Origin of the sequence: Enterococcus sp. FR204 (assembly GCF_031143325.1) — a bacterium.
Classification (GTDB): Bacteria; Bacillota; Bacilli; order Lactobacillales; family Enterococcaceae; genus Enterococcus_B; species Enterococcus_B faecium.
On sequence record NZ_JAKZIW010000016.1, the window covers coordinates 11226 to 24904 of the forward strand.

A 13679-nucleotide genomic window follows, 5' to 3' on the forward strand; every position below is an offset into this window, starting at 1 on the left:
ATAAATCGCTTACGTCTGGTGTCTAAGGATATATGTGATTTCTTGAAGAAGGAGTGAAGAAATGTTAGAAGTAAAGGATCTTGTTAAAACTTTTGGGAACTACACAGCTGTCGATCATGTCTCTTTCCAAATCCCCGATGGAAAAATCATGGGGCTAATTGGCCAAAACGGGGCTGGGAAGACAACGACTTTTCGTTTGATCTTGGATTTTTTGACACAAGACCAAGGAGAAGTGTTATGGAATGGCCATCATCTTGGGGAGAAAGATTATGATGTCATCGGTTATCTTCCGGAGGAACGGGGACTTTATCCGAAAGTAACGATTCAAGACCAACTGCTTTATTTTGCAGAACTTAGAGGGAAATCAAGAAAAGAGATTGAACCAAAAATCGATTTTTGGATGGAAAAATTTCAGGTAAAAGGGAAAAAGACGGATAAAGTAAAATCTTTGTCTAAAGGAAATCAGCAAAAAGTCCAGCTGATCGCCACGTTAATCCATGAACCTAAATTGATCATTTTGGATGAGCCATTCAGCGGGTTAGATCCGGTAAATGCTGAATTGCTAAAAGATGGAATATTGGAATTGAAAAAACATGGTTCATGTGTCATTTTTTCTAGCCACAATATGGATAATGTAGAAAAAATCTGCGATCATTTGATCATGTTGCGAAACGGAAAAATGGTTTTGAATGGAAAAGTACATGAGATTCGTGAATCATTTGGCCGTACGAAGTTATTCTTGGAATCTGGTTTAAGCCAACAGGAAGTAGAAGAAATCGAAGGCGTGAAAAAAGTGATCCTTCATGAAGACAATACGTTAGAGATTACCTTAGAAGATCCTGAAGCTGGGAAAGAAATCTTTACTCGTGCGACTCAGTTCGGCTACATTCCTATGTTTAACCAGCAACCGCCAACTTTGGAAGAGATTTTCAAATTGAAAGCAGGTGAAATCGATGCGTAAGTTTTGGATTATTACCAAAGATGTCTATTTAAAAAATGTTAAGTCGATTTCTTTCTTGATCATGATATTAGTCCCTTTTATCATGCTGGGTATCATTTATGTAGCAGGAAACTTTGCTCAACAAAATAGTGATGTCAATAAAATCGGCGTATTGGCTGATAGTGAGCAAATCAGTCAGCAAATGAGCCAAGTCAAAACAGATGATTTTGAGTTCAAAGCAGTTGATTCTGAAGAAAAAGCACAAAAAGAGCTTTCGGAAGAAAAAATCGATGCGTATTTAGTAGTCTCAACTGAGAATGATAAGATAAATGGGATGCTTTATAGCGAAAATTCATTAGGACAAAGTACACAACTACTGATACAACAACAACTGACTGGCTTGCAATCGATGCTTCGAGCAAGTCAATTAGGCATTTCACCAGAAGAAGTAGCTAGCTTGAGCCAACAAGCAAGTTTGACTCGACAAAAAGTCAATTTTGATTCAAAAGGAAAAATGACAGTCGGAGAAGATAACTCGACAGTCCAATATGTCGTAAGTTATGTAGCAACGATTGTCTTGTTCATTATTATTTTGACGTATGCGCAGATCATTGCACAAGAGATCGCTTCTGAAAAAGGCACGCGGATCATGGAAGTGATCCTGTCCAGTACGACTGCACAAAAGCATTTTTACGGAAAACTAACAGGTGTTTTACTTGTTGCATTAACGCAAATGGCATTATACGGTATTATTTTTGGTATAGGATACAGTCAATTCAAAGATATGGAAATGGTCAAAAATATATTAGACGGTATCTCATTGGATAACTTGATTGGACCATTCTTGTGGTATTCTCTTCTATTCATGATCTTTGGCATTTTGATTTTTTCTGTTTTAGCAGCTTTATGTGGCTCTTTGGTCAACAAAGCAGAAGATACAGCAAAAGCAATTTTGCCAGTGACTTATCTATCTCTAGGCGGATATATGCTTGGATTGATACTAGGAGCTTCAGATCCAAACAATATCGTTATTCGGATCACTTCGTATATTCCATTCTTATCTTCATATATTATGCCGGTTCGCTTAGCAAATGAGACAGTCGGTATGGGTGGAGCATTGATTTCCTTGTTGGTACTTGTAGCCGTAACATTCTTATTGATGATCTTGTCTGCAAACATGTACAAATCGAATGTACTCGTTTATAGCGAAGGCGGATTATGGAGTTCATTAAAACAATCGATTTCAATTATGAGGAATGAACGAAAAAAAGCATAAAACAATCCTAAAATACAGAAGGAAGCTGGACATCTATTGTTCCCAGCTTCTTTTTGTATAGACCTATTTTATTTATTTTACTATATTGGATATATATTCATTGAAAATAGTGTATAACAACTTTATAATATTGAGTATACCAATTTTTGGAGGCGTTTTAATGGACCGTTATTTAGATTTACTTTCAGAAAAATTCCCCTCAACGGAAGATGTCATCACGGAAATCATCAATCTCGAAGCAATTTTGCAGCTTCCAAAAGGAACAGAGTTATTTTTGAGTGATATACATGGCGAATTTCCTGCTTTTGATCATATTCTGCGTATCGGTTCAGGAAATCTTAAAGAAAAGATCAAAGACCTTTTTTCTGAACAAATGACGGAAACGGATATCAGCCAATTCACTATTTTTACGGCTTATCCAGAATATGCATTAACGACTGATTGGTACAAAGAACAAGATAAATCGCAGCTGATCCATCATTTGATCGATCTTTTACGGTTTACGACAGTCAAATATACCCGGTCAAAAGTTCGAAAAGGATTGCCGAAAGAATATAGCTATATCATTGAGGAACTCTTGTATATCGATGACCGTATCAATGGAAAAAAAGACTATGTAAAAAAAATCATTGAACAACTTGTTTTGATGAAGGAAGAAGAAAAATTTTTAACGAAACTTGCACAGACGATCCAAAAATCTGTCATCGATCATTTGCATATCGTTGGAGATATTTTTGACCGAGGAACTCAAGCAGCAAAAGTGATGGATCGAATCATGGATTTTTCTTCTGTAGATATCCAATGGGGAAATCATGATATTTTGTGGATTGGTGCGTATTGCGGCTCTGAGGCATGTTTACTGACACTTTTACGGATTGCAGCACGCTATAATTATTTATTTGAATTAGAGAAAGAATATGGGTTGAATTTACGTCCATTGTTTTCTTTTGCTCATCAAACTTATCAGAAGAATCCAGTATTTGCGCCTAAAAACAGTAAAGATCTATCCGAAAGAGAGCAAGAAGAATTAGAAAAGATCCATCAGGCACTTTCTATCCTTCAATTCAAATCAGAACATCAGTTATTGGATCGTCGACCTGAATTTAAAATGGACGATCGTAAATTGCTGGAAAAAATCGACTATGAAGCATCAACGGTTGATTTAGAAGGTCAGCTCTATGAGTTGAAAGGAACTTGTTTTCAAACGATCCAGCCAGATGATCCAAAAAAATTCTTGGAAGAGGAACAAAAAGTGATTGATAGTTTGATGTATTCATTCCAGCACTCTTTGAGAATGCAAAAACATATGACGTTTTTGATCGAAAAAGGGGGAATGTATCTCACGAACAATCAGCATGTGCTGTTTCATGGCTGTATACCTGTAGACGAGAAGGGACAGCTCTTAGCATTTGAATTAGACGAATCTTATCGCGGAAAAGAACTGCTGGGCTTTTTTGAAAAACAGATAACTGAAAGCGCAAAAGATCTGACTGCAAAAGAAGATTTAGCAACCGATTTGATTTGGTATGCGTGGAGTGGGCCATTTTCGCCTTTATTCGGTAAGAGTAAAATGGCGACTTTTGAACGTTATTTTCTCACAGAGCCTCATACGCACATCGAGAAAAGCAATCCTTATTATCACTTGCGAGATGAAGAGTGGTTCAGTGAAAAAATTTTAGCAGAATTCGACACAAAAGAAGAAGGGTCAGCAATCATTAATGGGCACACGCCAGTAAAAGTAAAAAAAGGGGAGTCACCGATCAAAGCAAATGGAAAAGTATTTGTCATTGACGGAGGTTTATCCAAAGCTTATCAAAAAACGACAGGAATTGCCGGTTATTCACTATTATGCAATTCTTATGGTTTCCAAATCGTGACACATTATCCGTTTTTGCCTATTGAACAACAATTTGCAAAAAAATCCGACCAAACAAATGTGAAAAAAGTAATCGAACAGCAACTACCACGCAAACTCAATCGTGATACAACAAAAGGTATGGAACTGCAACAGCAGATTACCCAGCTCAAAAGGCTGTTGGACTATCGAAAGGACGATTGAGAAGAATTCCAGTGAACATTGTTCCATAGACTGGAGACTGAGACAAAAGTCGTGTTGCAGTCTCTTTTTCCAGATAAACGGTGTTCTTCTGCCAACTCCTCGGTCACAAGTCATAATATCAAACAAACATGAGAAGCTGTTTTTTGAAATTGCTCCTTGTGACTCAGAGTTGAACGGCAGGCTCACGACCTCTTGGTATAAACGGTGTTCAATCAGCTGACCCTCGATATTAGCTCAAAAAACGGTAAAATATGAGAAGCTATTTTTCCGTTTTGTTTCTCTAATACTTAGGTCAAGGCACTGATTTCACAACCTCTTCCTTAAACGGTGTTCAAAAGCCAGTTTCTCGGTATTAAGCCAAGTTTATGCAAAAATGTGAAAAGCCATTTTCACAAAATTTTTCTTAATACTCGAAACTAAACAGCTTTTTCACAACCCCTCAGAAAGTCTATTAAAATTCATTCACAAAGAAATCGAATAAGCGCTGTTCAGATGGATGTACACGGTGGGTAAGTTCCGGATGCCATTGAACACCGAGGATTTTATGCATATCATCTTTGCTTTGAACCGCTTCAACGAGTCCATCGTTAGAAAAAGCGATGGCTTTTAATAAAGGTGAAAGATCTTTGACTGCCTGATGATGGTAAGAATTCACAAAATATGGATCGGGGAGAAGGTTGCTTAATAAACTGTCTGAAACAATCTTGACTTCGTGAGTCGTAAATTGCGGGGCAGTGGGCTGTTGTTCATGTTTTACTGACCACTTTGGATATAATGAAAGATCTTGATAAAGTGTACCTTCCAAAACGACATTCAATAGTTGGAGTCCCCGGCAGACTGCAAAAATTGGTTTTCTTTGTTTCAATGCTTCCAAGATCAGTGCCTGTTCAAATTGGTCTCGTTGAATATTTGTTTCCGTTAGCTTTGGATGAGGATCTTCCATGTAAAGTTGTGGACTGACATCTTGACCACCTGCAAGAATAAGTTTGTCGATTTGTCCAATCAGTTGAGGAGCTGAATCTGGAGACATGACTGGCAGAATAAGAGGCAATCCTTGAGCATCTAAAACTGCATCCACGAATCCTTGCGGTGTATAGCTCACTTGATTTCCTTGGAAAGTATCTGTTGCTCGAATCAGTTGATTTCCGGCAATGCCGATGATTGGTTTCATTTGTATTCCCCCTAAAGTAGACTTATTGTAACAAGGATTTAAAAAAAATTAAACTATGTAAGACTTGCCCCTATACTTATCTGTTCTTGCTGTGTTACTATCTGTAAAGAGAAATTTCGTGTGAAATTCATGACGATAGTTGAAAATATTGCTTAATTTGTTATAATAAAAAGTAAGCAGAAATAAAAAGGTTGGGCGTAAGCTTCAAGGATCTAGTTCTTCAAGGGGTGAGAAGGACATTTTATTGAAGGGGCCTGCCTATACTAAGTTATCTTTAGAGGTACATACTTTCAATGAAAAAAGAAAGCATGTACCTCTTTTTTAAATCGAAAGGAAGTGAAGCAAGTGTTAGAAGCTTTGGAACAAATCCGAAAAGCAGAAGAAGAAAATGAAAAGCGTGCTCAAACACTGCGGCAGCAGCTGAAGATCTATGCAACAGAAAAAGAGCAGGAATTGGAAACGATCCAAACAAACTATCGACAACAACTAAAACAGTTGGTGGAAGAAAAAGAACAATTCGAAATACAAGAATTAGAAAAAGAAAAAATGAAATTGAAAGCAGAAGCAGACAAGGTGCAAGCAACTTTGAAAGATCAATATCAAAAGCATCAGAGTCAAGCGATCGGTGCGATCATTGAAAGGGTGAAAGAAACTTATGGCCGTCACTAAGATGGAAAAAGTGACCCTCATTTCAGATAAAAGAAATCAGGAGAGGATTTTACAAGCAGTACAAGGAATCCAAAACGTTGAAATCCGGGATCTGTATCAAAATAGAACAAACAACCAGTGGGTGGAGAAGTATTTTCCAGATACCACGATTATTGATAAAGAAGCAAAATTAAGCGCTTTAGGTAATCGGTTGAAAGACATCCAAGAAGCTATCCAATTCATACAACACCACGGCGATAGCCGTCAAAAGAAACTCCATTTGAAACGTCAAGAACTTTCCTTACAAGATTTGGAAGCCAATTATTCCGAAGAAAATTTCATAAATAAATTGAAAGAAGTCCTTGATTTAAAAGAAAAGTGGGAACAACTAACTGAAGAACGTGATCGTTTAGAAGAAGAGGAAGAATGGCTTCTTCATTGGCAACAGCTGGATATTGCTCCAAGTATGTATGCAAGTAAGACGACCATTTTTGAGATGGGGACTGTGAGTGCAGCAAATTTTGAAAGTTTCAAGGAAGAACTGAGTAAGCTTGATGACGTTTATATGGAAGAAATAGATTATACGCCAAAACAAGTTTATCTTTCGTATGTTGCTTTAAAAAAATCAGTTGCTGTTATAGAAGAAATTGCTGGGAAATACGGGTTCAATAAAGAAACGTATCCTTATGAACAAAATCCTAAAGAAAAACTGCAAGAGACCAAGCAGCAATTATCCATTGTTCACGAGCAGCAAAAGAAGATAACGACAGCGTTAGGTCAGTGCAGTGGCTATATCCAAGAATTTGAATGGGTAGAAGAAGTCACACTTGCCGTTGCAGAACGAGAAAAAATAAAAGAACGGTTTATCCATGCGACTTATCTGATCGTTTTGCAAGGTTGGGTAGATGCAGAAGAAAAACAGAATTTGCTGCATGTGTTAAACGAAACCGTATCAGAAGAAGATATATACGTCAGTTTCGAAACACCAAACTCAGAAGAGATTCAGCAGGAAGTCCCTACTAAATTGAAAAACCATCCGCTTGTCGAACCTTTTGAATTGCTGACTGAAATGTACAGTCTGCCAAAATATGAAGAAGTAGATCCAACACCTTGGATGACACCATTTTATCTTGTCTTCTTCGGGATGATGGTCGCAGATGTTGGTTACGGATTGCTGATGCTCATTGGGACAATACTAGCTCAAAAACTACTTGTTCTACCACGCGGGATGAAACGTTTCGTAAAATTCTTTGAGATTCTCTCGATACCATCGATCATCTGGGGATTGATCTACAGTTCATTTTTCGGACAGGCATTACCAAAAGAACTGTTTGGCATCCGCTTGCCTTTCCCAATCCTATCTACGACGGATGACGTCAATACGATTTTGATTTTATCCGTGATTTTCGGTCTGATACAGATTTTGGTTGGATTATTTGTGGCAGCAAAGGAAAATATCAGGAGAAAAGATTACTTGAGTGCTGTCAGTGATGGATTTGCCTGGCAAGGGATCCTAATTGGGATCGTTATTGCGTTGGTTGGTGCCATGTTGATAAAAAATACAGCATTTGTTTACCTTGGCGCTGGGCTATCGATCATTGCTGCCTTATGTATCTTGATCGTTCCGATTATCCAAACGCCGTCTAAAGTCAAAGGTGCTGCCAAAGGTGCGTATAATCTTTACGGACTGACCGGCTATATCGGTGATTTAGTCAGTTATACACGTTTGATGGCATTGGGTATTTCAGGCGGAAGTATTGGAGCGGCATTCAATATGCTAGTTGCTTTCATGCCGCCAGCTGCTCGATTCAGTGTAGGGATCCTTTTGATCATCGCTTTACACGCACTGAATATGTTTTTGACACTGCTAAGTGCCTATGTCCATGGCGCACGATTGCAGTATGTCGAATTTTTTGGGAAGTTTTATACAGGAGGCGGACGTGCCTTTGATCCGCTGAAAACGGCGGAAAAATACGTCAACATCAATCACAAGAAAAAAAACAATAAATAATTGGAGGATTTTTATATAATGATGGATTACTTAATTAGTCAAAATGGTGGAATGGTATTTGCGGTATTAGCGATGGCAACAGCGACGATTTTTTCAGGGATCGGTTCAGCTAAAGGTGTTGGAATGACAGGTGAGGCAGCAGCAGCATTGACAACAAGTCAACCCGAAAAATTCGGGCAGGCTCTGATTCTGCAATTGCTTCCAGGTACGCAAGGTTTGTATGGATTCGTTATTGCCTTTTTGATTTTTATCAACTTAGGAAATGATATGTCAGTTGTACAAGGACTGAACTTTCTAGGCGCTTCTCTGCCGATTGCTTTTACAGGCTTGTTTTCAGGTATTGCCCAAGGAAAAGTCGCAGCAGCAGGTATTCAAATTTTAGCGAAAAAACCTGAACATGCTACAAAAGGAATCATTTTTGCTGCGATGGTTGAAACATACGCGATTTTAGGTTTCGTTATTTCCTTCCTATTAGTGTTGAATGCCTAAGCATAAAGGAGGAAAAGCAGATGAACGCCATTGAAAAAATCATCTCTCAGATGAACGAAGCAGCAGAGCAGGAAAGAGCGGCGTTAGAACAAGAAGAGCGAATGAAGATCGATCAAAACTTTGAACAAAAACGTACGCAAGTTGAAACAGAACATCAAAAACAAAAAGAAAAACAAATCGAATTACTCGAAAAAAAATACCGTCAGCTAAGGAATCGCCAGCAAGTAGAAGTACGACAAGAAAATTTGAATGCGAAGCAGGAATTTTTAAGACGATTGTTTGCAGATGCGGTAACTGAAATGGAAAATTGGGATGAATATGAACAAATCCAGTTTATCAAAAATGCATTGTATTCATTACCTTTGACAGGAAAAGTAGCATTCTTTGCTGGAGAAAAATCAGCAGCCTATCTTTCTCAGACGTTGTTGGATGAATGGAACAATGAACTTCCCTTTATGATGGTTTTAAGTGATGAAACTGTTGCTGATCAAGCGGGTTTTCTGATAAACGATCAAGGAGTTCAGTATAATTTTCTTTTCAGCAGCCTTGTACAAGATATCCAAGGAACGATGAGTTTTGAGATTGCCAATCAATTATTCGAATAAGGAGGGATCAGTGTATGGAATACCACGAACTAAATCCCTTGATTCGCGGAAGAGAGCTTGAACTTTTGTCCAATGAGACATTTGAACGGATGATTCAAACAAATTCTGTCGAAGCACTTGGTGAAATATTGAAATCCACGATTTACAATCCATATATTTATGACGGATATGAATATGACTTCGAACAGAATCTTTTAAAGGAGCAGAGCCGTCTATTTCGCTGGTTAAAGGAATCAGCACCGGAGCCTGAAATCGTTTGGATCTATACGATGCGTTATACTTTCCATAATCTGAAGGTTTTGACAAAAGCTGAGATGACAAATCAAAATCTGGACCATTTGTATATCGACGATGGATTTTATTCATTAGAAACCTTGAAGGATGCCATTCATACGCAAGTTTCAAATGAACTTCCTGAAAGCATTATGGACAGTATACGAGAAGTACGTGATTATTTTGAAGAGTCTACCATTCTTCAGGGAATTGACGTGATTTATGATCGACAGTTTTTGACAGAGCAGCGACGGCTTGCCGATAAGCTAGGATATCAAGAATTGCTGACAGAAGTCATTGCTTTTATTGACTTGACCAATATCACAACGATGGCTCGAGGAATATTGCAGAAAAGAACATATGGGTTCATGACGACGGTACTTTCCAGCTCGGGAAGTATCGAAAAAGAAGTATTTTTGAACTTTGTAGATAAAGATATGGAAGATTACACGAATTTTCTATTAGAGACAGATTATGCTGATTTTCTGCGCCCTGTCATCCGTGAGGGAAATATTGATCTCGTAAAGCTTGAACAGTTGAAAGATGATTATCTAAGTTCATTGTATCAAGAAGCACAAACCCAGGCTTTCGGACCACTGCCACTACTAGCCTTTTTGAACGCAAAAGAGGTAGAAAGCAAAAACCTTCGTTTACTGGTTATCGGCAAAAGAAGCCATTTCGAATCAGAAACAATCAGAAAGCGGGTGAGACAAGTCTATGACGCATAAGATTGGTGTAGTTGGCGACAAAGATTCTGTTTTGCCATTCAAATTGTTTGGCTTTGATGTTCGTTATGGTACAACCAAGCAAACCGTTCGTCAGGCAATTGAAGAAATGGCAAAGAATGAGTATGGCGTGATTTATGTCACAGAGCAATGTGCAGCATTGAGCCCAGAAACGATCGAACGTTACAAGGAACAAATGATACCTGCTATCGTATTGATTCCCAATCATCAAGGATCATTAGGAATAGGGCTGGAAGAAATTCAAAAAAACGTAGAAAAAGCAGTAGGTCAAAATATCTTATAGTATGAAAAGGAGATAGAAATTTTGCAAATTGGAAAAATCATAAAAGTCTCCGGACCTCTTGTAATGGCTGAGAACATGTCTGATGCCAGTATCCAAGACATGTGTCTAGTGGGAGATCTAGGAGTTATCGGAGAAATCATCGAGATGCGTGGCGATGTGGCGTCTATTCAAGTATATGAAGAGACTTCTGGAATTGGTCCAGGCGAACCGGTTCGCTCTACTGGTGAAGCTTTATCTGTTGAATTAGGACCAGGGATCATTTCACAAATGTTTGACGGAATCCAACGGCCATTAGATACCTTTATGGAAATCACACAAAGTAATTTCTTAGGGCGCGGAGTTCAATTGCCCGCATTGGACCATGAGAAAAAATGGTGGTTCGAACCAACAGTAGAAGCCGGAGAAACGGTGAGTGCTGGAGATGTTATCGGGATCGTAGAAGAAACAAAAGTTATAAAACATAAAATCATGGTGCAAAATGGGATAAAAGGTACGATCAAAACAATCGAAAAAGGTTCATTCACTATTGATGAAACAGTATGTGTCATTGAAACCGAAAATGGTGACAAAAATTTGACGATGCTTCAAAAATGGCCAGTAAGACGTAGTCGGCCAATCAAAGAAAAATTAAACCCGGATGCACCCATGATCACTGGACAGCGAGTGATTGATACATTCTTCCCAGTGACAAAGGGAGGAGCAGCAGCTGTACCTGGTCCTTTTGGTGCAGGGAAAACAGTCGTTCAGCATCAAATTGCAAAATGGGCCGATGTGGACATGGTTGTCTATGTGGGATGTGGCGAGCGTGGAAATGAGATGACGGATGTTTTAAATGAATTCCCTGAATTGATTGACCCTAATACAGGAGAATCGTTGATGGAACGTACGGTATTGATTGCTAATACATCAAACATGCCAGTAGCAGCTCGAGAAGCTTCTATCTATACGGGAATCACAATTGCGGAATATTTCCGTGACATGGGTTATGACGTTGCTATCATGGCAGACTCCACTTCACGATGGGCAGAAGCACTTCGTGAGATGAGCGGACGTTTGGAAGAAATGCCTGGTGATGAAGGTTATCCAGCTTATCTTGGTTCACGGCTTGCGGAATACTATGAACGATCTGGAAGAGTCATTGCATTAGGATCAGAAGGTCGCGAAGGAAGTATAACCGCAATCAGTGCTGTATCGCCGTCTGGAGGGGATATTTCGGAACCAGTCACACAAAATACATTGCGGGTCGTAAAAGTATTCTGGGGTCTTGATTCCAGTTTAGCCCAAAAAAGACATTTTCCTTCGATCGATTGGATACAAAGCTATTCTCTTTATTCAACAGAAGTAGGGAAGTATATGGATCATATCCTTCAAGCTGACTGGGCAACCATGGTCACCGAGGGCATGCGTATTTTGCAGGAAGAACAGCAGCTTAATGAAATCGTGCGTTTGGTAGGGATTGATTCCCTTTCAGATAATGACCGTCTGACATTAGAAGTGGCAAAATCCATTCGTGAAGATTATTTGCAGCAAAATGCTTTCGATGATGTCGATACATTCACCTCAAGAGAGAAACAGTTCAAAATGTTGAAGATGATCTTGACCTTTGGTGAAGAAGGACGCCGTGCGTTGTCGTTAGGTGCTTATTTAAGTGAGATCATGGACGGTACCGTATCGATTCGTGAAAGGATCGGACGAAGCAAATATATCCCGGAAACAGAATTAGAAAAACTAGATCAAATTATTGGTGAAATCAAGCAAACGATGCAAACGATCGTTTCAGAAGGAGGCATGAGCAATGATTAAAGAATATCGTACGATCGGTGAAGTCGTCGGTCCATTGATGGCGGTTGAAAAAGTTGCTGGTGTCAAATATGAAGAATTAATCGAAGTCCGTATGCAAAATGGCGAGATTCGTCGTGGACAAGTATTGGAAGTCCAAGAAGATAAAGCAATGGTCCAAATATTCGAAGGAACAAGTGGTATCAATTTACGTGACTCTTCTGTACGATTTTTAGGCCATCCTTTAGAACTAGGTGTATCGGAAGACATGATCGGTCGAGTATTCGATGGTTTGGGACGACCGAAAGATAACGGACCAGAGATCCTGCCTGAAAAGCATTTGGATATTAACGGAGAAGTAATCAATCCAGTAGCTCGGGATTATCCAGATGAGTTTATCCAAACAGGTATCTCTGCAATCGATCATTTGAATACATTAGTTCGTGGGCAAAAATTACCAGTATTTTCTGGCTCTGGTCTTCCTCATAAAGAATTAGCTGCTCAGATCGCGCGACAAGCAACGGTACTCGATTCATCAGATGATTTCGCCGTAGTCTTTGCTGCTATTGGAATCACTTTTGAAGAAGCTGAATTTTTCATGGAAGATTTTCGTCAAACGGGCGCAATCGACCGTTCTGTCATGTTTATGAATTTAGCAAACGACCCTGCAATCGAACGTATCGCTACTCCTCGTATGGCTTTGACTGCTGCAGAATATCTTGCTTATGAAAAGGGAATGCATGTTTTGGTTATCATGACAGACATGACCAACTATGCAGAGGCATTGCGAGAGATTTCTGCAGCACGGCGAGAAGTTCCAGGAAGAAGAGGATATCCTGGGTATCTTTACACGAACTTAGCTACTTTATTCGAACGAGCAGGAAGAATCCGCGGACTAAAAGGATCGGTTACTCAAATTCCGATTCTAACAATGCCAGAAGACGATAAAACTCATCCAATCCCTGACTTGACTGGTTATATTACAGAAGGACAGATCATCTTGACTAGAGAGCTTTACAAGAGTGGGATTCAGCCACCAATTGATGTACTCCCGTCTCTTTCGCGGTTAAAAGATAAGGGAACTGGACCCGGAAAGACAAGAGAAGACCATGCAGCTACGATGAATCAGCTTTTTGCAGCCTATGCACAAGGAAAACAGGCAAAAGAATTAGCCGTAGTTTTAGGTGAATCTGCTTTATCTGATGTAGACAAGATCTATGCGAAGTTTGCTGAGCGGTTTGAAAAAGAATATGTCAATCAAGGATTCTACACGAACCGTTCGATTACTGAAACACTTGATCTAGGGTGGGAACTGCTATCGATGTTGCCAAGAACCGAATTAAAACGAATCAAAGACGACATGCTGGACAAATATCTGCCAGAAGGGAAGTGAGTTCTG

At 39.2% G+C, this 13679-nt stretch carries 12 protein-coding genes and 1 other annotated feature; of the genes, 11 read left to right on the top strand and 1 reads right to left on the bottom strand.

What is annotated here, in order from left to right; all coding sequences use genetic code 11:
• Nucleotides 1-61: 61 nt before the first annotated feature.
• The 3 genes from RG571_RS05725 (at nt 62) to RG571_RS05735 (ending at nt 4275) form a co-directional block, all read left to right on the top strand.
• Nucleotides 62-961, top strand: a complete 900-nt coding sequence (locus tag RG571_RS05725) for an ABC transporter ATP-binding protein (protein WP_002295091.1) — start codon at nt 62-64, stop codon at nt 959-961.
• Nucleotides 954-2216 (top strand): ABC transporter permease, encoded by a 1263-nt coding sequence (locus RG571_RS05730; protein WP_002339005.1) that lies wholly within the window; start codon nt 954-956, stop codon nt 2214-2216. Before RG571_RS05725 ends, RG571_RS05730 begins: the two co-directional genes overlap by 8 nt.
• Before the next feature lie 160 nt (nt 2217-2376).
• Complete coding sequence (locus RG571_RS05735) at nt 2377-4275, top strand: fructose-1,6-bisphosphatase (protein WP_002327748.1); 1899 nt, start codon at nt 2377-2379, stop codon at nt 4273-4275.
• Between the two features lie 451 nt (nt 4276-4726).
• Here the strand turns inward: RG571_RS05735 and RG571_RS05740 are convergent, their stop codons facing one another.
• Nucleotides 4727-5446: a gamma-glutamyl-gamma-aminobutyrate hydrolase family protein gene (locus RG571_RS05740; protein ID WP_002300438.1), complete on the bottom strand. Its 720-nt coding sequence runs from the start codon at nt 5444-5446 to the stop codon at nt 4727-4729.
• A 189-nt stretch (nt 5447-5635) separates the two neighbouring features.
• Nucleotides 5636-5683, top strand: a sequence feature (sodium ion sensor (DUF1646 type); this cis-regulatory element may regulate processes involved in with the transportation of sodium ions).
• Between the two features lie 99 nt (nt 5684-5782).
• Between RG571_RS05740 and RG571_RS05745 the strand changes: the two genes are divergently transcribed.
• From RG571_RS05745 to RG571_RS05780, 8 genes are read left to right on the top strand one after another with little or no spacing between them, the layout of a single operon-like run.
• Nucleotides 5783-6115 (top strand): hypothetical protein, encoded by a 333-nt coding sequence (locus RG571_RS05745; protein WP_002349065.1) that lies wholly within the window; start codon nt 5783-5785, stop codon nt 6113-6115.
• Entirely contained in the window at nt 6102-8105 is a 2004-nt protein-coding gene (locus RG571_RS05750) for a V-type ATP synthase subunit I (protein ID WP_002318568.1), read from the top strand. The genes RG571_RS05745 and RG571_RS05750 overlap by 14 nt, the downstream gene beginning before the upstream one ends.
• An 18-nt stretch (nt 8106-8123) precedes the next feature.
• Entirely contained in the window at nt 8124-8594 is a 471-nt protein-coding gene (locus RG571_RS05755; protein ID WP_002292848.1) for a V-type ATP synthase subunit K, read from the top strand.
• Nucleotides 8595-8614: 20 nt separating this feature from the next.
• Nucleotides 8615-9199 (top strand): V-type proton ATPase subunit E, encoded by a 585-nt coding sequence (locus RG571_RS05760; protein WP_258430330.1) that lies wholly within the window; start codon nt 8615-8617, stop codon nt 9197-9199.
• 14 nt (nt 9200-9213) lie between these two features.
• Nucleotides 9214-10200, top strand: a complete 987-nt coding sequence (locus RG571_RS05765) for a V-type ATPase subunit (protein WP_002338502.1) — start codon at nt 9214-9216, stop codon at nt 10198-10200.
• Nucleotides 10190-10501 (top strand): V-type ATP synthase subunit F, encoded by a 312-nt coding sequence (locus tag RG571_RS05770; protein WP_002292844.1) that lies wholly within the window; start codon nt 10190-10192, stop codon nt 10499-10501. The genes RG571_RS05765 and RG571_RS05770 overlap by 11 nt, the downstream gene beginning before the upstream one ends.
• Nucleotides 10502-10522: 21 nt before the next feature.
• Entirely contained in the window at nt 10523-12304 is a 1782-nt protein-coding gene (locus RG571_RS05775; RefSeq protein ID WP_002339001.1) for a V-type ATP synthase subunit A, read from the top strand.
• Nucleotides 12297-13673 carry a V-type ATP synthase subunit B gene (locus tag RG571_RS05780; RefSeq protein WP_002292842.1) on the top strand — a complete coding sequence of 459 codons (1377 nt, stop codon included), beginning with the start codon at nt 12297-12299 and terminating at the stop codon, nt 13671-13673. The genes RG571_RS05775 and RG571_RS05780 overlap by 8 nt, the downstream gene beginning before the upstream one ends.
• Nucleotides 13674-13679 lie beyond the last annotated feature (6 nt).